General features: G+C 69.8%; 12 protein-coding genes and 1 pseudogene. 6 read left to right on the top strand and 7 right to left on the bottom strand.

Going from position 1 to position 23,209, the window contains the following annotated elements:
• Nucleotides 1-46: 46 nt before the first annotated feature.
• Nucleotides 47-1,981: a putative Ig domain-containing protein gene (locus BS75_RS51075; RefSeq protein WP_063771565.1), complete on the bottom strand. Its 1,935-nt coding sequence runs from the start codon at nucleotides 1,979-1,981 to the stop codon at nucleotides 47-49.
• A gap of 1,110 nt (nucleotides 1,982-3,091) precedes the next feature.
• Here BS75_RS51075 and BS75_RS38385 point away from each other — a divergent pair.
• Nucleotides 3,092-3,463: a hypothetical protein gene (locus BS75_RS38385; RefSeq protein ID WP_034091528.1), complete on the top strand. Its 372-nt coding sequence runs from the start codon at nucleotides 3,092-3,094 to the stop codon at nucleotides 3,461-3,463.
• A 341-nt stretch (nucleotides 3,464-3,804) separates the two neighbouring features.
• On the opposite strand, the gene BS75_RS38380 is transcribed toward BS75_RS38385, so the two are convergent.
• Together BS75_RS38380 and BS75_RS38375 are read right to left on the bottom strand one after the other, a co-directional pair.
• On the bottom strand, nucleotides 3,805-5,220 hold the full coding sequence (locus tag BS75_RS38380; RefSeq protein WP_034091527.1) for a sensor histidine kinase: 1,416 nt from the start codon (nucleotides 5,218-5,220) through the stop codon (nucleotides 3,805-3,807).
• Nucleotides 5,217-5,912 (bottom strand): response regulator transcription factor, encoded by a 696-nt coding sequence (locus BS75_RS38375; protein WP_034091526.1) that lies wholly within the window; start codon nucleotides 5,910-5,912, stop codon nucleotides 5,217-5,219. The genes BS75_RS38380 and BS75_RS38375 overlap by 4 nt, the downstream gene beginning before the upstream one ends.
• Before the next feature lie 636 nt (nucleotides 5,913-6,548).
• Here BS75_RS38375 and BS75_RS38370 point away from each other — a divergent pair.
• From BS75_RS38370 to BS75_RS49670, 4 genes are all read left to right on the top strand, one after another.
• On the top strand, nucleotides 6,549-7,067 hold the full coding sequence (locus BS75_RS38370) for a hypothetical protein (RefSeq protein WP_152646114.1): 519 nt from the start codon (nucleotides 6,549-6,551) through the stop codon (nucleotides 7,065-7,067).
• 85 nt (nucleotides 7,068-7,152) lie between these two features.
• Nucleotides 7,153-7,692, top strand: a complete 540-nt coding sequence (locus BS75_RS38365; RefSeq protein ID WP_052070239.1) for a DUF7134 domain-containing protein — start codon at nucleotides 7,153-7,155, stop codon at nucleotides 7,690-7,692.
• Nucleotides 7,640-8,296, top strand: a complete 657-nt coding sequence (locus tag BS75_RS38360; protein WP_034094621.1) for a response regulator — start codon at nucleotides 7,640-7,642, stop codon at nucleotides 8,294-8,296. Before BS75_RS38365 ends, BS75_RS38360 begins: the two co-directional genes overlap by 53 nt.
• Before the next feature lie 173 nt (nucleotides 8,297-8,469).
• Nucleotides 8,470-8,736 (top strand): tannase/feruloyl esterase family alpha/beta hydrolase, encoded by a 267-nt coding sequence (locus tag BS75_RS49670; RefSeq protein WP_034091523.1) that lies wholly within the window; start codon nucleotides 8,470-8,472, stop codon nucleotides 8,734-8,736.
• Between the two features lie 198 nt (nucleotides 8,737-8,934).
• Here BS75_RS49670 and BS75_RS45265 read toward each other — a convergent pair whose 3' ends face one another.
• Entirely contained in the window at nucleotides 8,935-10,665 is a 1,731-nt protein-coding gene (locus BS75_RS45265) for a hypothetical protein (RefSeq protein WP_052070237.1), read from the bottom strand.
• A 343-nt stretch (nucleotides 10,666-11,008) separates the two neighbouring features.
• Between BS75_RS45265 and BS75_RS48835 the strand changes: the two are divergent.
• A pseudogene (locus tag BS75_RS48835) lies at nucleotides 11,009-11,125 on the top strand (SAM-dependent methyltransferase); the annotation flags it as partial.
• Nucleotides 11,126-11,199: 74 nt separating this feature from the next.
• Here BS75_RS48835 and BS75_RS51745 read toward each other — a convergent pair.
• The 3 genes from BS75_RS51745 to BS75_RS38340 are packed head-to-tail and all read right to left on the bottom strand — an operon-like array spanning nucleotide 11,200 to nucleotide 23,185.
• Nucleotides 11,200-11,325: a hypothetical protein gene (locus tag BS75_RS51745; protein ID WP_267970532.1), complete on the bottom strand. Its 126-nt coding sequence runs from the start codon at nucleotides 11,323-11,325 to the stop codon at nucleotides 11,200-11,202.
• A complete protein-coding gene (locus BS75_RS38345; RefSeq protein WP_034091522.1) occupies nucleotides 11,322-15,332 on the bottom strand; it encodes a non-ribosomal peptide synthetase in 4,011 nt (1,336 codons plus the stop codon). Before BS75_RS38345 ends, BS75_RS51745 begins: the two co-directional genes overlap by 4 nt.
• Entirely contained in the window at nucleotides 15,329-23,185 is a 7,857-nt protein-coding gene (locus BS75_RS38340; protein ID WP_231608016.1) for a non-ribosomal peptide synthetase, read from the bottom strand. Before BS75_RS38340 ends, BS75_RS38345 begins: the two co-directional genes overlap by 4 nt.
• Nucleotides 23,186-23,209: the final 24 nt, after the last annotated feature.

The following is a 23,209-nucleotide window of genomic DNA, read 5'->3' as shown; positions in this document are numbered from 1 at the left end:
CGGGCGTGGTTCCCTCCCGGGGCGGCGCGGTGGTGACTTCGAAGGTTCAGGACACGTTGAGCGCGGTGTCGTCCAGGACGAAGCTGGTCTGCTGTGAGGAGGAGTTCTCCGTGCCGATGAACTTCACGGTGACCGCCTTGCCGATGTAGGCGGTGAGGCTCACGGAGTGCTGGGTGTAGCCGCCGGCGGCGTTCAGGTTGGAGTAGGTCGCCAGGGTGGTCGTGGTGGAGCCGCTGGTGATCTCGACCTTGAGGGTGTCGGCAGCGGTGGTGCCGGTCTTGGCGGTGTCGATGTGCAGCCAGTAGGACAGGGTGGCGTTGGTGCACCCGGTCGGCACGGTGACGGCCTGGGTCAGGGTGTCGGTGTGGGCGGCGCCGTAGCCGTCCAGCCAGGCGTCCCAGCTGCCGGAGTGGGCGGGCTCGCTGCTGCTGTTGTTGATCACGCCGGCGGTGGCCGTCCAGGGGGCGGCGCTACCGGTCTCGAAGCCGGGGTTGCCGAGCAGCTGTGCTGCGGTGCAGCCCCCGCCGCCCGTGCTGGAGACGGTCCAGCCGAAGCTCGCGCTGCCGGTGGCGCCGGTGGTGTCCTTGGCGCTGACGGTGACCGAGGACGTGCCGACGGTGGTCGGAGTTCCGGTGATCAGGCCGCTGGTGGTGTTGATGGCCAGGCCGGCCGGCAGGCCGGTCGCCGAGTAGGTGAGGCTCTGACCCGAGGCGGAGTCTCCGGCGGTGACCTGCAGCGAGACCGCGGTGCCGACCGTGCTGCTCTGGCTGCCCGGGTTGGTGACCGTCACGGTGTTGCTGCCGCTGCCGCCGCCGACGATCGGGTGGGAGATGGAGCAGGCGTTGGTGTCGTTGGACCAGCTGGCCTGTTCGGCGAAGGTGCCGGTGGCCATGGTGACGTTGGCCGCGCCGCCCGTTGTGCCGGGGGACAGCCAGGCGCACTCGTCGGAGTCCTCCTGGCCGTTGTAGGAGCTGCCGGTGTTGTTGGTCCAGCCGCCGGCCGGGTTCTGGTCCGACATCATCTCGTGCCACTCGTGGCCGAGGGTGATGGTGTAGCCGTCCAGGGTTCCGGGCGAGTTGACGAAGCCCACGCCGCAGCCCGCACCCGAGTCCATGTTGTACGGCTGGTTGCTGAAGGCGATGTCGCCGTAGGGCGAGGTCACCGGGCCGCCGGTGAGCGAGCTGTCGCCGTTGTAGTCGTGCCAGGCGCAGTACTGGCCCTGGTAGTTGTCCGGATTGGTTCCGGTGGGCGAGAGGACCACGTAGTAGGCGTTGCGGTTCGACGCGGCCGTGGTGTTGCCGAAGTGGGCTGCCGCGTTGACGGCCTCCGCACCCAACTGGTGTCCGGTCGCGGCGCTCGGCGAGGCGGCCGAGTTGTCGTACCAGACGCCGGCCAGCACGCCGCCGCCCTGGTAGGGGACGAAGCTGGCATTCGAGGGGCAACTGGTGGCACCCGTAGCCACGTTGGGACCGTCGCACCACTGGGTCAGGTCGGCGGACCACAGTTCGCCGCCGGTGCCTATGCCCTTGAACATCTCCTGCGCGACCGGGGCGCCGCCGTCCGGGTCGCCCGAGAACGTCGCGTCGCCGTTGCCGTTGGTGCTCTCGGTTCCCCACTGGTTGCCGTAGAACACGAGGTAGACCTTGGAGTGGCCGTCGTTGACGCCGATACCGTCGATGCCGCCGCCGTAGGACAGCGTCTCCGGCCCGGTCGCGACGGCCGGGGTCGACCGGGAAGCGGCCCAGTTCTTCATCTCGCCGTTGCGCTGGATCGTCGGCAACGCGCCGTGCCGGTAGGCGTGCTGGTAGGCCGGGCTGTAGGGGTCGGCGGTGGTGGAGTGCTGCGTCTGGTGCGTCGTGGCCGGGGCGGCCGCCGCCTGGGGTGCGGTTGCTGCCACCATGGCGCCGGTGGCCAGGGCGAGGGACGCGAGGCCGGCCAGGGCCGTACGTCCTCTGCGATGCGATACGGGGGGTGTGCCCATGGTGTGGGTGTCCTCTCCTGCTGATGGCGTGGCCGCCGGTAGGCGTCACGGGATCACGTGCATGGACCGCGAAGGTGGGAGCTGTGCTCCCGCCCCGGCTCCGCCGCGTTTCTGCCGTCTTTCTCCGTGCACTGCCGGGAATTCGAAAGAAGCCGTCCACCGGACCTGGAAACCCTCCCGGAATTGACGGTGATTTCCTCAGCGATGGCAGCACTGTCCCGAGCCGGTGGAAATGTCGCGGGGCTTTGATGCAGGCGATAAGTGCCGGTCGTCCTGACACCACGTCAAGTGGTTTATGGGGGTGCTGCGCAGAAGCAAAGCAGACTTGACAGGAGGCGGTCAATACCCGCGCCGACCATGCAATCGCAGACCAAATCCTAAGAACTGGCTAAGATTCCAGGTGCGCGCCGGTAGGCGAGGGGGACAACTCCTGGAATTTTCCTGTGCGTGCGCTGGGAGCCACGGCGGTGGCCCTGCCGGAGAGCGTCCGTAAGCAGGTCGGGCGACGCCCGTCACCACACCCGCGTTCAGAGGCTGTGGACACCCGGACGATGTCCGGCAGTTCGACACCCTCGACGACGTGTGCACGGGTCGGCTGCAGCGCTGATCGGGTGGCATTCGCCACGAGCGGCTTGCCCGCGGCCACAGTGTCCGCTTGAGGAGCGCGGTATCCGCAGTCCGAACCACAACAGGCGGTCGCCGTGCATGGGCCCGGGCCCGGGCCCACCAGTCGGTTCATCCACTCGATCGCCGTCGCGCTCATGCCTGTTACCTGAGCGTTAGGCCTGCGAGGAGATACTCGCATGACGGCAACGGACCCCAGCGGAACTCGGGTCGTGGCGGGAGGTGGAACGCCCCCGGCCACAGCGCCCGGCAGCGGCGCGGCTTGGGCGGCGGCTCTGCTGGAGGGACCCCACCCCAGGTGTCGGCAGCGTCGGCCGGTGACGACCGCGGCCGACGAGGCGACGGCACCTGCGGGCGGCCACGGCGAGCGACGCGTGTCCCCGGCGCGTACGCCTGGGCACGAGGTCACACCCGCTGGGACGGCCGGTCTTCGAGTGCTTGGGGGAGGCCAGCACTGCTGAGCGGATCTGGACGAGGAGGCCCATCGTGCCGACCATGTGGCTGGTCGCCTTCATCGTGCTGCTGGTGCTGCCCACGATGGTGGTGGAAGAGCTCTACGTGCGTCGGCTCCGCAGGCGGGCGTCGGCTGGGCTCCCCGCCTATCGCCACCACCGGCAGTTGACCGAAGCAGCCGACCGGGCCGTCGCTGCGGCCCGGAGTTCGACGCCCCCGGGGGGCCTGACGCTGGTGACGGTGACGGATGTCAAGTGGCGCGCGTTCCACGACTTCGGGTTATGGCCGATCCCGGAGCCGTACGCCGCAGAAGCGCTGCGTGAGCGCCTCAACCGGGACGGCGATTGTCTCGACGTCCTCAGCGACCTTGACCTTCACCTTGACCTTGACGAGCCGCCTTGGTGATCGGGGCTTCACCTCAGATTTCGGGCAGCGCGAAGCATATGTGCCCTGCCGTGTGCCAGGAGTTGGCGATGCGGACGCGTTGCGGGGAACTCCGGCCGCGCGCTGACGGGCGCTGACCGTCCGTGTCATCCCGGCCGGTCCGCACAGGTGGACGTCGCGTACGGCCGCGTCGGGGACCAGGGTGCGCAACTCGTACCTGCGCAGCGGGTCCTGGCGCGGAGGTCCGCGCCCGCAAAGCCCGAGGAAGGCCGGCTCGGAAAGGGTCCAGGGATCCTGAAGGACTGAGGTGTGTGCTCCGGTACGGCGGTGTTCCCCATGTTCCTCGATCAGATCCGCCGGCTTCACCGTGCGATCGGCGGCTCTCCGGTCGGCGGCTGCTGACTGCCGCTGCGCCCCTGGCCGCGTAGGCGTCGTGGCAGGTCCAGGACCACCGTCAGGCCGCCACCGGCGCTGTCCTCCAGCCGGGCCGCGCCGCCGTTCGCGGTGACCAGGCGGTGCACGATCGCCAGCCCCAGGCCGGTCCCTCCCGCTTCCGGATTGCCGAACCGGCGGAACGCCGACTCCCGAGCCTGGGCACTCATCCCCGGGCCGTCGTCGACCACCCGCAGTTCAACCGCTGCCTGCCCGGCCAGCCCGGAGCCAGTGGCCACCTCGATCCGCACGCTGCCGCCCTCGGGGACCGCGTCCAGCGCGTTCGCCACCAGGTTGTCCAGCACCTGCTCCAGGTCACCGGCGCCCAGGAGCACCGTCAGCTCCTTCTCGCCGCGCGCCGACAACGCCACCCGCCGCTCTCCGGCCACCGGCTCCCAGGCGGCCAGCCGCTCGGCCACCACCTGGTCCACCCGCACCGCGACCGGACGCGGCACCGCGCCCTCCGCCCTGGCCACCGCCAACAGCCCGTCCACCAACCGCGACAGCCGGGCGATCTCCTCCTGGGCGCCCGCCAGCTCCTGCGCCGTGTCCCCGTCGACGTCGCCGGCCAGCAGGTCCAGCCGCAGCCGCAGTGCGGCCAGCGGCGTCCGCAACTGGTGCGAGACATCGGCCAGAACTGTGCGGTGGCCGTGGACCAGGGCCTCGGTGCGCCCGGCCATGGTGTTGAAGGTCGCCGCCAGCCGGCGCACCTCCTGCGGGCCCTGCCCGGCAGGCGCCCGGACCTCCAACGCACCCTCCCCCAGGCGCTGTGCGGCTTCGTCGAGGGTGTTCAGAGGGCTGCCGACCCAGCGGGCGAGGCGGACCGAGACGAACGTCCCCGCGAGCAGGCCACCCACCCCGATCAACGCGAGCCAGCCCCACACCGCCCAGATCCGGTCGTGCAGCGGGTCGGCGGACCGCACCAGTACGGTCACCCCGGAGACGTCCTGGATGTCGCCGACCGGCGTCGTGACCGTCAGCTGCTCCCCCACCTGCCGGGCGCTGGTCTGCGGATGGGCCAGCGTGGCGGCGACCAGGGCCGGGACGTCTCCGCCGGTGGCGTCCGCGCAGGGGGTGCGCGCAACCGGGTGGGACGCGGAGTCGTAGACGGCCGCGCAGTCGCCCCGGACCCTGGCAGCTGCCAGCAGTTGCAGCATCGAAGTGTCGGACCGGTGGTCGGACAGGGTCTCCTCGGCGGCGGCGGCCAACTGCTGGGCATCCGCCTGCGCAGAGGCGCGGAAGGAGGTCTGCTCGCGGTCGGTGAGCAGCACCCCGAGCGGGACCACGGCCAGCGTCAGCAGCACGGTGACCAGGGCCAGTACGGTCAGTGCGATCCGCCGGGTCACTGGGGCTCGCCCGGGTCACCGAGCCGGAAGCCACGGCCGTACACCGTCTCCACCAGCCCGGGCACGCCCAGTTTGCGGCGCAGCGCGGCCATGTGGACGTCCAGGACCTTGGTGGGGCCGTACCAGTGGGCGTCCCAGGCGCGTTCCAGGATCTCCTGCCGGGTCACCACCCGTCCCGGATCCACCGCCAGGCACTCCAGGATGTCGAACTCCTTGGCCGTCAGCACCACCTCCGTCCCGCTGACGGTGACCTTCCGGGTCCGTGGATCCACCGACAGAGGTCCGTGTTGCAGAAGCTCGGAGACCTGCGGACGGGTCCGCCGCAGCACCGCGCGGACCCGCGCCAGCAATTCGGCCAGGCCGAACGGCTTGACCAGGTAGTCGTCCGCGCCCTCGTCCAGCGCCGACACCCGATCGCCCTCCTCGCCCCGCGCGGTCACCACGATCACCGCCACGTCCGAGCGCCGCCGCAGCAGGCGGCAGACCTCGACACCGTCCAGATCAGGCAGGCCCAGGTCCAGCAGTACCAGATCGGGAGCCGGCTCGACGGACAACGCCGCCCGGCCGGTGTCCACGCTCCGCGCCAGGTAACCGGCCCGCTCCAGCCCGCGCACCAGCGACCGGGCGATCCCCGGATCGTCCTCGACCACCAGCACCCGAACCCTCACCGCGTCAGCGTCCGTCTCCTGCATGGCGTCAGAGTAGGCGACCAGCTGGCCGGTACCGGTGCCGGACGGTGCGGCGACCGGGCCGCCCTGAGGCCGCCCGGTCGCGCGATCCCGGTGGACACTGCTGCGGACCGCTTTCCTCAGTGCACCGGTGTCGGGGCAGGGTGGGCGCCCGCGTAGGCGTGCACGAGTGCGAGGGAGGCGAAGATGCAGGCAACCGAGGGGCCCAGGTCCTGATCCTCGCCGGCATCCTGGCCGCGTTCTGCGTCCGGAGCATTCGCTCGCTCGGAGTCACCTGGGTCCAGCCGCTCAGGGGTTGAGCTGCCCGAGGTCGTCACAGCAGCTCGGGGGCGTGCCCCTCCTCCCTTCGGCGGCCCCGTGTCCGCCGTCATCGGCTGGGGGAAAACCCCCAGCCGATGACGGGAGTTGCCCGGCTGCCGGCTGAAGACGCGCGTTCCTAGCCTATTGCCGAGGCGAGATCGCCCTCCAGGACGCACCGGCAGTGGACGAGTCCGGAGCACCCGGTTGTCCCCGCTCCACCCCGGCGCCCTGGGCAACGTAGGCAGAGAACAGAAGGAGTTCGGCATGTTCGGAAAGCGGCTTGTGCATGTGGTCATCGCCTCGGTGTGCGGTGGCTCGCTCCTGGCAGGTGGGTGCGCCGTGGCGGCAACCACGAACCCGACGACCACGGTCCCGGCGGGCAGGACCGCCGGGGCAGCATCGGCGGTCAAGGGCGGCGCGGTTCACCTCATCGACTACAGCATCGACAGCGACGGCCCCGACTCATCGGTGATCCTGACCGGGGCGATCGGGGACTTCGGGCAGGCGGTGACTGTCCACCCGAACGGCACGGTCGACCCGGAGCACACCAGCGAGATGCAACTGGGGCTCCACCACGGCTCGTTCCGGTTGAACATCGCCGAGCTCGACCAGAAGGTCCGTCAAGCGTACGACCCCTGGCCGCACAACGCGGCCACCTGCTCCGGCAGCATCAGCTTCACCATGCCGACGCCGGTCGTGCCTGGCTCCGGTACCGGCTCGTACCGCGGGATCAGCGGGGCATTCGACCTGACCGTCACCATCGACGAGGTTGACACCCCGCCGGTGTGCGACGGCAGCAGCGCCTTCCTCTCGCAGCTGATCCTGGTGGCGGGCAGCGGTGAAGTCGCGTTCCACTGACGGGGGGAGCACCGGGCGCGGCAGGATGACACGAACAGCCAGGCGCGGCGGGTCCGCCCCGGAGGCGGACCCCTACCCTGGGTACGTGCTGCAGAGGGCGAACTCGTGGATACAGCGGCATCCCTGGCAGTGGGACACCGCGCTGGCGGTGCTGCTGTTCGCGTCGAGCACCGACGAGGCCCACGTCGGCGGGCCCGGCACCGCCTTCGCCGCCACCGTCGTCAACGCTCTGGTCGCCGCCACCGTGATCCCGCGCAGGCGGTTTCCGGTGGCGGCGTTCACCGCAGTGGCGGTGCTCGGGTCCCTGCAGATCGCCCTGGGCCAGCGGCCAGGGAGCGTGCCCCCGATAGCGGCCCTGCAGCCCACTGCGACCGACCTGGCAATCCCGGTGCTGCTCTACACCCTGACCGTGCACCGCTCGCGGCGGATCTCCGTCGCCGGTCTGGTGGCCTGTCTGCTGGGGTCCGCCGTGGCCGTCCTCCAGTGGTCGCCGGCGCACCAGGCATACCCCGGGATCCCGCTGCTGGCCGCGGACCCACCGCCGTCACCGTCCAGCTGCCGTGGCACGCCTGATGGACAGTCGACTACGAGTGGTGATAGCCGAGGACGCCGCGATCATGCGTGACGGCCTCACCCAGACCCTGACCCGCCGCGGCCTGCACGTGGTCGCTGCCGTCGGCGATGCGAAGGCCCTGCGCCAAGCCGTTGACGAATTCCTCCCCGACGTCGCCATCATCGACGTGCGGATGCCGCCGACCCACACCGACGAGGGGATGCGGGCGGCCCTGGAGATCCACCGCGATCTGCCGAGGGTCGGCGTACTGGTCTTCTCCCAGTACATCGAGACCCGGTCCGCGACTGAGCTGTTCACCGGGGAAGCGGGCGGCCTGGGATATCTGCTCAAGGACCGGGTTGCCGACGTCGGTGAGTTCGTCGAGGCCGTCTCCCAGGTGGCGTGCGGCGGTACCGTGCTGGACCCCGAGGTGGTCCGGCATCTGCTCCGCGCCACCCGTCGGGCCGCCTCCCTGGCGACCCTCACCCCGCGCGAGCGGGAGGTGCTCGCTCTGGTCGCCCAGGGCCGCTCCAACGCCGCGATCGCGGAGCTGCTCTCCATCACCCCGGGGGTGGTGGAGAAGCATGTCGCCAGCATCTTCGGCAAGTTGGAGCTGGCACCGTCCACCGGCCACAACCGACGTGTCATCGCCACCCTCCGGTATCTGGAGCCCTGACCTGCCAACATCCAGCTGCCGCGCCAGTCAGGCAAGTGAAGCGGGATCAGTGGCGCAGGCGCGGCCAGGACGTGAAGGCGCGGTCAGGACGTGAAGGCCGGGGCGCCGGGCTGCAGCCGAGTGGCTGAGGGCCGGGTCGGCAGGCGGGCCGTCACGGTGAGGCGGGGCGGAGCGTGGGCTTCCCCACCTCGGGCAGCGCCTCGATGACGCTGCGGAGGTGCGTGCGCACGGCGGCCTCGGCCGCGACGGGGTCTCCCCTGCACAGGGCTTCTCCCAAGGGCTCCTACTTCGACGGCTGCTCGGACGGCGGCCGCGAGGCCCTGATCGAGGCCCCGCGCTACCCGACCGACTGCAACGGCATCATCGCCGGATCGCCGGCCTCGGTCCAGACCGAGCTGAACGCCTTCGAGGACTCGGTAGATCGCCTCGCGCAGGGTTGATGCCCTCGGCCTTGAGGATCTCCCAGCCGTTCTCGGCACGCACAGGGCTCCGGTCGGGCGACGGCCCCTTCGCTGGGGCCACCTACCGCCAGTGGCGGCTCATTGCGGGACACCGCGTGTCACCGTCGATCGCCGACCGGAGCCCAACGCCAGAAGCGCTACCCAGCACATGCCTCGTCGGGCTGGGGCGAAGCCCCGTTAGAAGTAGAACTTGTGCCAGACTGCCGAATCAGTACCGAACCCGAACACGTCGATGTGGTTCGGGCCCCACGACACGGCTGCCGGGTTCGAGATGAGCCCGCCGCCCAGCGACTGCCAGGAGCCGTAGCCGGCACTGCTGTTGTACCAGTCGTGCCAGACCGCGCCGTCCTTGCCGCGGACGAAGATGTCGAGCATGTTCGCGCCGGAGGTCACCGACGGGGAGGAGCCGGAGGCGACGCCGGCGGGCGGCGCGCCGATCACGTCCTCCCAGCCGCCCCAGCCCGACGACGAGGTCCAGTACTTGTGCCAGATGTTGTTGTCAGGGGCGACCGCGAACACGTCCAGGCGTCCGCTGTTCCACGACACCGCAGTGGGGTCGGAGATGATGCCGCCGCCCAGGGACTCCCAGGAGCCGTAGCCACCGCTGGAGTTGTACCAGTCGTGCCAGAGCGCGCCGTCGTTGCCGCGCACGAAGATGTCGACCGTGTTCGGCCCGGTGGACACGGCCGGCGACGCGCCGGAGGGGATGCCCACCGGCGGGGCACCGATCGGAGACTGCCAGCCGGTCCAGCTCGAACCGTTCCACGACTCGTGCCAGATCTTGCCGTCCGTCCCGGTGCCGTAGAGGTCGATGCGGTTCGTGCCGGTGGACACCGCCGCGGGGTTGGAGGTGAAGGTGCCGCCGAGTGATTCCCAGTGGCCGTATCCGGAGTTCGTGCTGTACCAGTCGTGCCAGATCGCCCCGTCCGCGCCGCGGACGAACACCTCCAACTCGTCAGGACCCCACGAGGAAGTGACCGGAGAGGACCCGGAAGCCAGGCCGACCGGCGGCGAGCCGATCTCGCTGAGCCAGTCGGACCAGTGCGGGGACACGGAGGTGGACTGGACGCAGCCGTTCGCAGCGTTGCTCCAGAGCGGCTGCATGGGGAAGGACCCGCCGGGGGTGTCGACCATCTGGATGTTGTACCAGGCACACTTGTCGGCGACCTCGTTGCCGGACTTGTCGCCCCAGGCGTTCAGCAGAGGGTCGGTGATCGTCTCGGCGAGTTCGTGCCCCTCGACGATGCTGATGTTGGCCAGCACGTTGTCGCTGCTCGGCGCACCCTGGCAGCCGGCGCTGCTCGCGGCGCTCTCCGTCAGGTCCGGCAGCGCCGTGAAAGTGATGTCCTGGCCCGCATATTGGGTGTAGTTGTGGTAGGCGCAGTCCTGCCCGGCGTAGACACTGCCGCCGTGCCCGGCGGGCAGCGCCACGACTATCTGCGTCTCGTTGTTCGCGGCGGCCCCGAAGTGCGCGGCCGCTCTCGCGGCCTCGGCGGCGATGTCGCTCTCGGTGGGCGTGGTCGGCAGCGGCGTGGTCGAGTCGTTGTAGGAGCCGTCCAGCAGGGTGTTCTGCGCGTCCGCGCCGTACTGCCGCACCGTGGCCGTCCATGACGAGCCGCCGATGCTGGCCAGGAAGGTGTTCAGATACGGCTTCACGCCACGCGGGTCCGACGGCCAACCCCAGTAGTCGATGTAGACGTGCGGCTGGGTCTGGACCGGGCCCCCTCGGTCCGACAGCGCTCCGGGGATGGGTGAATTCAGCTCCACGCCTACGGGCGGTGTCGCCGGGAGCGCACGCATGCCGTGGACCGGCGGGGAGGCAGGACCCGCTGCGGCGGTCGCGGGCTGCGCGAGGAAGATCGGCGCAGCGGCGACGGCAGCCGCCGCCAGCGTGGCCAGCGCGCCCACTCGGGTGCGCCGACTCCGCGGTGTTCGCCGACGAAGGCCAGTCGATATGGCTGAAGGGTCCACTGGGTTCTCCTGATTGGTGTCGCGCCCCGGCGGGGGCCGGGGCGCTGCAATGGCCTCGTGGGAATGAAGCCGATCATGGAGATGCTTCGGCAACCCAGATGGTTGCACCGGCAGAGGTAGAAGTTCGACGTACTTCTGCCGGGGCGCCTTCACCGCGGACGCAACTCGTCTGCCAGCCCGTATGTCGCGACGGTGGCCGTCAGTTGAACGGGCCCGCCGGAAAACAACGGATGGCGAACGGTGGGAGTTCGAGCAGACCGGAAGTGGCTGGGTCGTCGGACCCCGCTGGGAGCTGCGCGCCGGCTCGTCGGTGGCGACCGGCATCGAGTCGCCGTTCCTGACCGGCTACCAGGAGGGAAGCTTCCAGTACCTGATGATCGCGGCCGACAAGGTGTGATCCGACCGACCGCGTCGGTGAGCGTGGCCCCCGCTTCCTGCTCCGCAGGTTGCGAGGGCCACGCCACGCGCTCTTCAGCACTCGTGCCGGCCCCGGCCCGGGTGGTCGGTCGTCTCCCCCTCCGCCGCCGACTCCAGCACCCGACGGGTGAGCTCGGCCAACAGGCTGCCCTCACCCGTCGGCGACGGTGCCTGCATCACGACGTCGGCTTCGCGATCGTGGCCACCAGCATCGCCAGTTGCTCGGTGCCGCTGACCATCTGCACGTGGCCGCCCTGCAGATCGAGGATCTCGATACCGGCGGGGTGGAGACGCTGCCAGTGGGCGGTGTACTGGCTGTGGGACACCTCGTCCACCGACCCGTCCGGGCCCGAGTCACGGACCGACGCACTGACGAACAGGGTGGCCCTGGCGAAGGAGCGGCCCGCCCGGTACTCGGCAAGCGATCTGACCTCGGCCTCAAGGACCTCGTAGGGCAGCCACTCGTCCAGGGTGATGGCGTCCACCTCGATATTCATCTGCGGAGCCAGGCTCTTGAGCGCACGCTCCGTCTCCGCTCGCGCGGCCCCGGTCTGGCACTGCCCCTTCTGCCAGAGGTCGTTGACCCGCTGATAGATCTCGGCGTACCGGCGGAACCGGGGGCCCTGGTCGGGCCCGGTGACGGCGGGTTCGAGCAGGTAGGCGGCGGCGACCTGGTCCGGCTGCTGCACGCACATCTCGTGGGCCACCACCGCCCCGGTCGACCACCCGAGAAGCAGGCAGGGCCCCTCCGGCTGGACCGACCGGATCTCCTCCCAGTACCGGCGTGCCATGGCCTCGATGCCGACGATCGGTTCCTCACCCGCGTTCAGCCCGGACGCCTGTACCCCGTACACCTCGAACGAGTCGGCGAGCCGAGCAGCCAGCTCCCGGTAGGAGTGCGTACTGCCGCCACCGGGGTGGATGCAGAACAACCGGGGCTTCCGCGCCTCCGCCACCTGTGTGTCCGCCGCCTGTGTGTCCGCCGCCTGCAAGTCCGCTGCGTCCGACAGCTGGACTATCAGGCCGGAGGCCGTCGGTTGCGGGCCGGCGATCGCGGCAGCGAGGTCAGCGACGGTGGCGTGCCGCATGATCTGCTGCAGACTCACCGTCCGCCCGTTCGCTCTGACCCGGGCAGCGACCCGCACCGCCTTGATCGACTGGCCGCCGAGGTGGAAGAAGTTGTCGTGGATACCGACCTCCGTGAGGCCCAGGACATCCCGCCAGATGGCGACGATCTCCTCCTCGACGGCGTTGCGCGGGGCCGCATAGTCGACGCCCAGGTCGGGTCGGTGGTGGTCGGGGGCGGGGAGGGCCTTGCGGTCGGTCTTGCCGTTGGGGGTGAGTGGCAGGGCGTCCAGGGTGACGTAGGAGGTGGGGACCATGTAGTCGGGCAGGTCCCGCTGCAGGTGGGTGCGCAGGTCACCGATGGCGGGGGCGGTGTCGCCGGCCGGGACCAGGTACGCGACCAGCCGCTTGTCGCCCGGCGAGTCCTCGCGCACGATGACGGCCGTGGCGCTGATGCCGGGGTGGGTGAGCAGGTTGTTCTCGATCTCGCCCAGCTCGATCCGATAGCCGCGCAGCTTGACCTGGTCGTCGATCCGGCCGACGAACTCCATCTGCCCGTCCGCCCGCCACACCACCAGGTCACCCGTCCGGTACACCCGCGCACCGGGAACCCCGGAGAACGGGTCCGCGACGAAACGTGCGCCGGTCAGCTCGGGGCGGTTCAAGTAGCCCCGCGCCACGCAGATCCCGCCCAGCAGGCACTCACCCGGCACACCCACCGGCACCGGCCGGTCGAACCGGTCCACCACATACGCCGTCGTATTGCTGATCGGCACCCCCACCGGCGTGGCCTCCCACCCCGGATCCACCGCCGAGAACAGACTCATCACATTCGCCACCGAACCCTCGGTCGCCCCGTACTCGTTCGAGATCACCGTCCCGCACCCGCTCGAAGCCAGCACCCGCTCCGCCAGCGCCGGCGACAGGTCCTCACCACCCGCCACCACCGTCCGAATCGCATGCCGCACACCCGCGCTCTCCAACTGCGCGACCAGCAACTCCAGATGCGACGGCGTCGCCTTCAGGAAACTGACCTCCACACCCGTCAGGACCGTCTCGACCGCCGCGTCGAACGCGCTCTGGTCGGCGTCCGGACGCGGGATGTCGATCCGCAGGCCCTGCATCAACGGCAGGAACAACGCCGTGATCGTCAGATCGAACGTCACCGAGGAGTACAGCAGCGTCCCGACACCACTCGCCGCAGTCGGCGGATAGTTCCGGTCGCACCAGTCCAGGTAGTTCACCACACCCCGGTGGTCCAACTGCACACCCTTGGGCCGACCCGTCGAACCCGACGTGTAGATCACATACGCCGCGTCGTCCGGACCCGCAACCGGCACCGGGTCGCTGGTCGCACCCTGCGGCCACTCCCGGTCCACCAACAGCAGCGCCGTCCCAGCCGGCAGCCGGCCCGCATGGTCGGTGTGCGTCACGACCAGCGGCGTCGCCGTGTCCTCGACCATGTACGCGATACGCTCGGTCGGATAGTCCGGGTCCAGCGGAACGAACGCAGCACCCGCCTTGAGGATCCCCAGCAGCGCACACACCAGGTCCGGACTACGGTCCAGACACACCGCCACCAACGCCCCCGGAACGACCCCCGAGCCGCGCAGATGGTGCGCCAACTGGTTGGCCCGCTCGTTGACCTGGCGGTACGTCAGACTCTCCGCCCCGAACGACACCGCCACCGCCTCCGGATCCCGCCCGGCACGCTCCTCCACCAGCTGATGAATCGTCGCCGCATCCGGATACGGACCCGCCGTGTCGTTCCACTCCACCAGGATCTGCTCCCGCTCCCCCGCAGTCAGCATCTCCAACTCCGACAACCGCGCCCCCGGACTACCCGCAACCGAGGCCAGCAACGTCTGGAAATGGCCCACCAGACGCTCCATGGTCGTATCGTCGAACAGGGCCCGGTCATAAACGAATCGGAACTCCAGGGCCGAGCCGGCCGATGCCACCAGGGTCAGCGGGTACCCGGTCCGTTCCACGCAGTTGACCAGTCGGCTGGTCATCCCGTCCGGGATGTCCGAGGCTGCCTGCATCACCGGGTAGTTCTCGAAGACCAAGATGGAGCGGAAGAGCGGTTCGCCGCGCGGGATCTGGCTGTGCTCGCGGACGTCGACCAGGTGGCAGTACTCCCAGTGCCGCATGTCGAGCTGCTCGTCCTGGAGCTCCTGCAGCCAGTCCGACACCTTCCGGTCCCCGTCGATGCGGCCGCGCACCGGTAGCGTGTTGATGAACAGCCCCATCATCGACTCGACATTGGGCAGGGAGATCGACCTGCCGGAGATCGTGGAGCCGAACATCACGTCGTCGTTGCCGCTGTACCGGGACAGGAGGATTGCCCACAGGCCCTGGACCAGGGTGTTCATCGTGATCCGCGAGCCCCGGGCATAGGCGCTCGCCTGGGCGAACAGCTGCGCGTCGGCACGGACCTCGATCTCGCCGACGCCCGACTCCCCCGTGGCCCGGTCGACGTGGAGGTCGGTCGGTTCGGTGACTCCCGCGAGGTAGCCGGTCCAGAACTCCTTCGAACCGGCGGGCTGCTGGGAGTTCAGCCACTCGACGTACCGGCGGTACGGCGTCGCCGGCGGGAGCTGTGCCGGCCGGCCGGCCAGCAGGCCCTGGTAGATCGCGGAGAGCTCCTGCTGGAGGATCTGGATGCTCCACCCGTCCAGCAGGATGTGGTGGAACGACCACACCACGATCCGGCGCTGCGCCGCCATCCTGAGAATGGTGACCCTCACCAGCGGCGCCTTGGCGAGGTCGAACCCGCGCTCCCAGTCGTCGGCCAGGAACTGCTGAAGCCGCTCCTCCTGCACCTGGGGGGCCTGGCCGAGCAGGTTCTTGATCGAGAAGGGGAGTTCCGCCGTCCGCTGGACGACCTGGACCGGCTCGGAGACGCCCTCCCACACGAAGGCACTGCGCAGGATCGAGTGGCGGTTGATGAGCTGCTGCCATGCGTCCCGGAAGCAGTCCTCGTCGAACTGGCCGCTGACCTCTTCGGTCATCTGCACCATGTAGGGGCGGGTGTCGGAGGTGTCCTCCAGCGAGTGGAACAGCATTCCGAACTGCAGGGGCGAGAGTCCGTAGACGTCTTCGACGTTGGGCTTGCTCATGACGAGAACCTCTCCAGGATGGCTGCCATGTCGGTGTCGTTGACGTCGGTCAGGGGGGCGCCTTCAGTGGCCCGGCCCGCGCCGACGTTGGTGCTGGAGCCCGCACTGGAGCTCTGTGCGATGAGATCGCGGAGGCAGACGGTCATCTCGTCGGCGAGACGCTCGACGGTCCGGCGGTCGTGCAGTGCCTCGGAGTAGTTGATGTACACGTTGAACGTGTCGCCCTCGACTGCCGCGGTGACGTCGAGGACGTTCCAGCGCATGCCGTTGGGACTGATCGAGTGGCCCTTGGGCTCGGTGGGATCGGCGTAGCGCCCGATCCCCGGCAGCTGCTGGGTGAACTGTCCGAGGTAGTTGAAGTTGACCTCGGGCGACGACTGCTCCTGCAGCACTGACGCCATCTCCGGGCTGCCCAGGTAGCGGAGGATCCCGTACCCGACACCCTTGTTGGGAATCCTGGCCAGCTGCTCCCTGACGGCGGCGAGCGAGGCGACCGCGTCCGTGCTGCGGTCGACCCGCAGGGCGACCGGGAACACGCTGGTGAACCAGCCGACCGTGCGGGACAGGTCCACGTCGGTGAACAGGTCCTCGCGGCCATGGCCCTCCAGGCCGATGAGGGTGTGTCCGTCGCCGGTCCAGGCAGCCAGCGCGCGGGCCAGCGCGGTCAGCAGGACATCGTTGATCTGGGTGTTGAAAGCCCTGGGGATGTCCCGGAGCAGCGCCCCCGTCTCCTTGGCGCTGAGCGAGGCGGTGACGGTGTCGGCCGTTCGCGCCTCGTTGGCGCCGTACCGGTCGCGCGGGATCCGGCCGCTCGGCTTGGGTTCCGCCCAGTAGGCGAACTCCTCGCGTGCCTCGGGCGACACCGCGAACCGGGTCAGCTTCTCGGCCCAGGCCTTGAAGGAGGTGGTCTTGGCCGGCAGCAGCGGCGCTTTGCCGGCGGAGCGCCGCTCGTAGGCGCTGCCCAGGTCCTCCAGCAGGATGCGCCAGGACACGCCGTCGACCGCGAGGTGGTGCACTGCGACGAGCAGCCGCTGTCCGCGCGTGGCCCCCAGGCTCAGCAGTGCGCTGCGGACGAGCGGCCCCTTGAGGAGGTCGAGGCTCTGCTGGACTTCCTCGCCGATGGCGCCGACCACCGGCCACAGGTCCTGGTCGGACAGGCCGGAGAGGTCGTGGACGTCGAGGAGGCGGGTGCCCGCGGGGTCGTCCAGGTACTGGCTCCAGCCGGCGTCCCCGCTGTCGTAGCGCAGGCGGAGTGCGTCGTGGTGCCCGATCAGGTCGTGCAGGGCGAGTTCGAGGGCGTCCGGGTCCAGGTCATCGGTCTCCAGCAGCTCGGCCTGGTTGAAGTGGTGGCTGTCCGGCAGCTCCTTCTCGAAGAACCAGTGCTGGATCGGCGTCAGCGCCACATCGCCGAGAACCGTTCCCTGTTCGGCGTCCACCGCGCTGTCGGCCTGGGCGTGGGCGGCGATCTCGGCGATGGTCTGATGCTTGAAGATCATCCTGGGGGTGAGGTGCACGCCGAACTTCTTGGCTCGGGCGATCATCTGGATGCTGACGATCGAGTCGCCGCCGAGTTCGAAGAAGTTGTCGTGGATGCCGATGGGGTCGATGCCGAGGATCTCGCTCCAGACCGTGGCGAGAGTCTGCTCGATGTGGTTGGTGGGGGCGGTGTAGCCGGTGTCGAGGTCGGGTCGGTGGTGGTCGGGGGCGGGGAGGGCTTTGCGGTCGGTCTTGCCGTTGGGGGTCAGCGGGAGGGCCTCCAGGGTGACGTAGGAGGTGGGGACCATGTAGTCGGGCAGGTCCCGCTGCAGGTGCGCCCGCAGGTCACCGATGGCGGGCGCGGTGTCGCCGGCCGGGACCAGGTACGCGACCAGCCGCTTGTCGCCCGGCGAGTCCTCCCGCACGACCACCGCCGTGGCGCTGATACCGGGGTGGGTGAGCAGGTTGTTCTCGATCTCGCCCAGCTCGATCCGATAGCCGCGCAGCTTGACCTGGTCATCGATCCGGCCGACGAACTCCATCTGCCCGTCCGCCCGCCACACCACCAGGTCACCCGTCCGGTACACCCGCGCACCGGGACCCCCGGAGAACGGGTCCGCGACGAAACGTGCGCCGGTCAGCTCGGGGCGGTTCAAGTAGCCCCGCGCCACGCAGATCCCGCCCAGCAGGCACTCGCCCGGCACACCCACCGGCACCGGCCGGTCGAACCGGTCCACCACATACGCCGTCGTATTGCTGATCGGCACCCCCACCGGCGTGGCCTCCCACCCCGGATCCACCGCCGAGAACAGGCTCATCACATTCGCGACCGAGCCCTCGGTGGCCCCGTACTCGTTCGAGATCACCGTCCCGACCCCGCTCGACGCCAGCACCCGCTCCGCCAACGCCGGCGACAGGTCCTCACCGCCCGCCACCACCGTCCGAATCGCATGCCGGACACCAGCGAGCTCCAACTGCGCGACCAGCAACTCCAGATGCGACGGCGTCGCCTTCAGGAAACTGATCTCCACACCGGTCAGAACCGTCTCGACCGCAGCATCGAAAGCGCTCTGGTCGGCGTCCGGACGCGGGATGTCGATCCGCAGGCCCTGCATCAACGGCAGGAACAGGGCGGTGACGGTGAGGTCGAAGGTGACGGAGGAGTAGAGCAGCGTTCCGATGCTGCCGGCGGCGGTCGGCGGGTAGTTCTTGTCGCACCAGTCCAGGTAGTTCACCACGCCCCGGTGGTCGAGTTGCACACCCTTCGGCCGACCCGTCGAACCCGATGTGTAGATCACGTAGGCCGGGTCGTCCGGACCCGCGACCGGCACCGGGTCGCTCGTCGCACCCTGAGGCCAGTCCCGGTCCGCGAGCAGCAGCTCAACCCCCGCAGGCAGCCGGCCCACGTGGTCGGTGTGGGTCACGATCAGCGGAGTCGCCGTGTCCTCGACCATGTACGCGATACGCTCGGTGGGATAGTCCGGGTCCAGCGGCACATACGCCGCACCCGCCTTGAGGATCCCCAGCAGTGCGCACACCAGGTCGGGGCTGCGGTCCAGGCACACCGCCACCAGCATCCCCGGAGTGACGCCGGAGCCGCGCAAGTGGTGCGCCAGCTGGTTGGCCCGCTCGTTGACCTGGCGGTACGTCAGGCTCTCCGCCCCGAACGACACCGCCACCGCCTCCGGATCCCGCCCGGCACGCTCCTCCACCAGCTGATGAATCGTCGCCGCATCCGGATACGGACCCGCCGTGTCGTTCCACTCCACCAGGATCTGCTCCCGCTCCCCCGCAGTCAGCATCTCCAACTCCGACAACCGCGCCCCAGGACTGTCCGCAACCGAGGCCAGCAAGGTCTGGAAATGACCCACCAGACGAGCCATCGTGGCCGACTCGAAGAGATCCGTCCGGTACTCCAGCGAGGCCTCCAGGCCGGTCGCTGTCTCACCGACGGTGAGTTGGCAGTCGAACTTCACCTCCTGGCCGTTGATGCCGACCGGCTCGACCTCCAGGTCCGGCAGCGTCCAGGTGTCGCCCTCGGAGACGTTCTGCAGGACCAGCATGGTCTGGAAGAGCGGGTTGCGGGACAGGTCACGCTTGGGCGCCAGCTCGTCGACCAGCCGTTCGAAGGGCAGGTCCTGGTGGTCGTAGGCTCCGATGGCCGTGTCCTTGACCCGGTTCAGGAGTTCGGTGAAGGTCGGGTCGCCGGACAGGTCGGTGCGCATCACCAGGGTGTTGACGAAGAATCCGATCATGTCCTCGATCTCGGCCCGGTTGCGGCCGGCGATCGGCGTCCCCACCGCGATGTCCTCCTGGCCGCTGTACTTCGACAGCAGCAGCTGGAACACCGACAACAGCGTCATGAACAGACTCGCGCCCTGGCCGGCCGAGATCTCCTTGATCCGCTCGGCGACCCCGGCCGGAACGGTGAACCGGATGGCGTCCCCCTCGGTGCCGCGTTCGGCCGGCCGCCGGTGGTCGGTGGGCAGCTCCAGCGGTTCCAGGCCGGTGAGCCGGGTGCGCCAGTAGTCGAGCTGGCCGTCGAGGGTGTCGCCGGTCAGCCACTGTCGCTGCCAGACCGAGAAGTCGCCGTACTGCACCGCCAGATCCGGCAGGTCCGGCTCACGCCCCTGGAGACCAGCGGCGTAGAACTCGCGCAGCTCACGGGCGATGATGCCCTCGGACCAGCCGTCCGAGACTATGTGATGAACCGTCAGCAGGAGGTACTGGTCCTCGTCGGCCAGCCGGACCACATCCGCCCGCAGCAGCGGTCCGACGGCCAGGTCGAACGGCCGCCCGGCCTCGGCCTCTAGGATCCGCTGCGCGGCGGCCTCGCGGGCCTCGGCGTCGCCCGTGCCGCGCAGGTCGTGCACGCTGGTCGTCACCGACCAGGCCGGGTCGATGAGTTGGGCCGGCTTGCCGTCGCTGTCGGCAATGAACCGGGTGCGCAGGATCTCGTGCCGGGCGACCAGGCCCGACAGTGCGGCGTCGAGCGCGGCGAGATCCAGGCGGCCCCGGATCCGGAGACCGGAGGGGACCAGGTACTCGGCACTTCCCGGCTCCAACTGATCGAGGAACCAGAGTCGTTGCTGGGCGAAGGACAGCGGGAGCGGGCCGCCGTCGCGGGGCGCCGGGGCCAGCCGCGCGGTCTCGCCTGCCGCCAGGCCGCCGATGGCAGCCGCGAATGCGGCGGGCGTGGGCGAGGTGAACAGGGTCCGGACCGGGACGTCGATCCCGAGCCCGCTGCGGATCCGACTGGTGACCCGGGTGGCAAGCAGGGAGTGCCCGCCGAGTTGGAAGAAGTTGTCGTGGATGCCGACCTGCGCGAGGCCGAGGACGTCCTGCCAGATGGCGACGATCTCCTCCTCGATGCGGCTGCGCGGGGCGGTGTAGCCGGTGTCGAGGTCGGGTCGGTGGTGGTCGGGGGCGGGGAGGGCTTTGCGGTCGGTCTTACCGTTGGGGGTGAGCGGCAGGGCGTCGAGGGTGACGTAGGAGGTGGGGACCATGTAGTCGGGCAGGTCCCGCTGCAGGTGCGCCCGCAGGTCACCGATCGCCGGCGCGGTGTCGCCGGCCGGGACCAGGTACGCGACCAGCCGCTTGTCGCCCGGCGAGTCCTCCCGCACGACCACCGCCGTGGCGCTGATACCGGGGTGGGTGAGCAGGTTGTTCTCGATCTCGCCCAGCTCGATCCGATAGCCGCGCAGCTTGACCTGGTCATCGATCCGGCCGACGAACTCCATCTGCCCGTCCGCCCGCCACACCACCAGGTCACCCGTCCGGTACACCCGCGCACCGGGAACCCCGGAGAACGGATCCGGAACGAACCGCTCCCCCGTCAGCTCCGCACGGTTCAAGTACCCCCGCGCCACGCAGATCCCGCCCAGCAGGCACTCACCCGGCACACCCACCGGCACCGGCCGGTCGAACCGGTCCACCACATACGCCGTCGTATTGCTGATCGGCACCCCCACCGGCGTGGCCTCCCACCCCGGATCCACCGCCGAGAACAGACTCATCACATTCGCGACCGAACCCTCGGTCGCCCCGTACTCGTTCGAGATCACCGTCCCGACCCCGCTCGAAGCCAGCACCCGCTCCGCCAGCGCCGGCGACAGGTCCTCACCACCCGCCACCACCGTCCGAATCGCATGCCGCACACCCGCGCTCTCCAACTGCGCGACCAGCAACTCCAGATGCGACGGCGTCGCCTTCAGGAAACTGACCTCCACACCCGTCAGGACCGTCTCGACCGCCGCGTCGAACGCGCTCTGGTCGGCGTCCGGACGCGGGATGTCGATCCGCAGGCCCTGCATCAACGGCAGGAACAACGCCGTGATCGTCAGATCGAACGTCACCGAGGAGTACAGCAGCGTCCCGACACCACTCGCCGCAGTCGGCGGATAGTTCCGGTCGCACCAGTCCAGGTAGTTCACCACACCCCGGTGGTCCAACTGCACACCCTTGGGCCGACCCGTCGAACCCGACGTGTAGATCACATACGCCGCGTCGTCCGGACCCGCAACCGGCACCGGGTCGCTGGTCGCACCCTGCGGCCACTCCCGGTCCACCAACAGCAGCGCCGTCCCAGCCGGCAGCCGGCCCGCATGGTCGGTGTGCGTCACGACCAGCGGCGTCGCCGTGTCCTCGACCATGTACGCGATACGCTCGGTCGGATAGTCCGGGTCCAGCGGAACGAACGCAGCACCCGCCTTGAGGATCCCCAGCAGCGCACACACCAGGTCCGGACTACGGTCCAGACACACCGCCACCAACGCCCCCGGAACGACCCCCGAGCCGCGCAGATGGTGCGCCAACTGGTTGGCCCGCTCGTTGACCTGGCGGTACGTCAGACTCTCCGCCCCGAACGACACCGCCACCGCCTCCGGATCCCGCCCGGCACGCTCCTCCACCAGCTGATGAATCGTCGCCGCATCCGGATACGGACCCGCCGTGTCGTTCCACTCCACCAGGATCTGCTCCCGCTCCCCCGCAGTCAGCATCTCCAACTCCGACAACCGCGCCCCCGGACTACCCGCAACCGAGGCCAGCAAGGTCTGGAAATGACCCACCAGACGCGCCATCGTGGCCGACTCGAAGAGATCCGTCCGGTACTCCAGCGAGGCCTCCAGGCCGCCGGCGGTCTCCATGACATTCAGTGTCAGGTCGAACTTCGCGAAGCCGCGCTTGATGGCCACGGGACGGCTTCGGGTGCCGGAGAGGTCCCAGGCGCCGCCGTCGTCGGTCTCGGGGCTGCCCTGGGCCTGGAGGACGAGCATGGTCTGGAAGAGCGGGTTGCGGGAGAGATCGCGGTCGGGGGCCAGCTCCTCCACCAGTCGTTCGAAGGGCAGGTCCTGGTGGTCGTAGGCACTCAGCGCGGTGTCCTTGACCCGGTCCAGGAGCTCGCCGAACGTCGGGTCGCCGGACAGGTCGGTGCGCATCACCAGGGTGTTGACGAAGAAACCGATCGCCCCTTCGATCTCGGCCCGGTTGCGGCCGGCGATCGGCGTCCCCACCGCGATGTCCTCCTGACCGCTGTACTTCGACAGCAGCAGCTGGAACACCGACAACAGCGTCATGAACAGACTCGCGCCCTGGCCGGCCGCAGCGCTCTTGAGCCGGTCGGTGATCTCGGCCGGGACACTGAAGGCGATCGCGTCACCGCTGCCGCCGTGGTGCGCGGGCCGGCGCCGGTCGGTGGGCAGTTCCAGCGGTGCCACGCCGGCGAGGTGGTCCCGCCAGTAGCCGAGCTGCCGGTCCAGGGTGTCGCCGGTCAGCCACTGGCGCTGCCAGAGCGAGAAGTCGGCGTACTGCACCGGCAGCGCGGGCAGCACGGCCTCCCGCTGCTGGAGGGCGGCGCTGTACAGCTCCCGCAGTTCACGCGCCAGGATGGCCTCGGACCAACCGTCCGAGACAATGTGGTGCATGGCGAGCAGCAGGTACTGCTCCTGGTCCGCCAGCCGGACCACATCCGCCCGCAGCAGCGGTCCGACGGCCAGGTCGAACGGGCGGCTGGCCTCGGTGCGCAGGATCTCCAGGGCCGCCTGCTCACGGGCGCCGGGGTCCTCGGTCCGGCGCAGGTCGTGGACGGTGACGGCGAGCGGCTGCTGAGGGTCGACGATCTGCTCGGGCCGGCCGGTTCCGTCGGCGACGAAGCGGGTCCGCAGGATCTCGTGCCGGGCCACCAGGCCCGACAGCGCGGTCTCCAGGGCGGGAATGTCCAGTTCTCCGGTGAGGTGGAGTCCGAACGGCATCACGTACTCGGCGCCGCCGGGCTCCAACTGGTCCAGGAACCAGAGCCGCTGCTGCGCGAACGACAGCGGCACGGGGCCGGTGGTGCTCCTGCGGGGGATCCCGCCAAGGTCTGCCCGCTGCCGCATGCGCGCCAGGAGACGGTTTCCACT

The sequence above is a fragment of the Streptacidiphilus albus JL83 genome, from assembly GCF_000744705.1.
Lineage (GTDB): Bacteria > Actinomycetota > Actinomycetes > Streptomycetales > Streptomycetaceae > Streptacidiphilus > Streptacidiphilus albus.
This window is presented reverse-complemented; position numbering and strand designations above follow the sequence as displayed.

Coding starts and splice junctions, on each gene's coding strand:
- BS75_RS51075 (WP_063771565.1), bottom strand. CDS start 1,981: ATGGGCACACCCCCCGTATCGCATCGCAGAGGACGTACGGCCCTGGCC.
- BS75_RS38375 (WP_034091526.1), bottom strand. CDS start 5,912: ATGCAGGAGACGGACGCTGACGCGGTGAGGGTTCGGGTGCTGGTGGTC.
- BS75_RS38360 (WP_034094621.1), top strand. CDS start 7,640: ATGGACAGTCGACTACGAGTGGTGATAGCCGAGGACGCCGCGATCATG.
- BS75_RS38345 (WP_034091522.1), bottom strand. CDS start 15,332: ATGAGCAAGCCCAACGTCGAAGACGTCTACGGACTCTCGCCCCTGCAG.
- BS75_RS38340 (WP_231608016.1), bottom strand. CDS start 23,185: ATGCGGCAGCGGGCAGACCTTGGCGGGATCCCCCGCAGGAGCACCACC.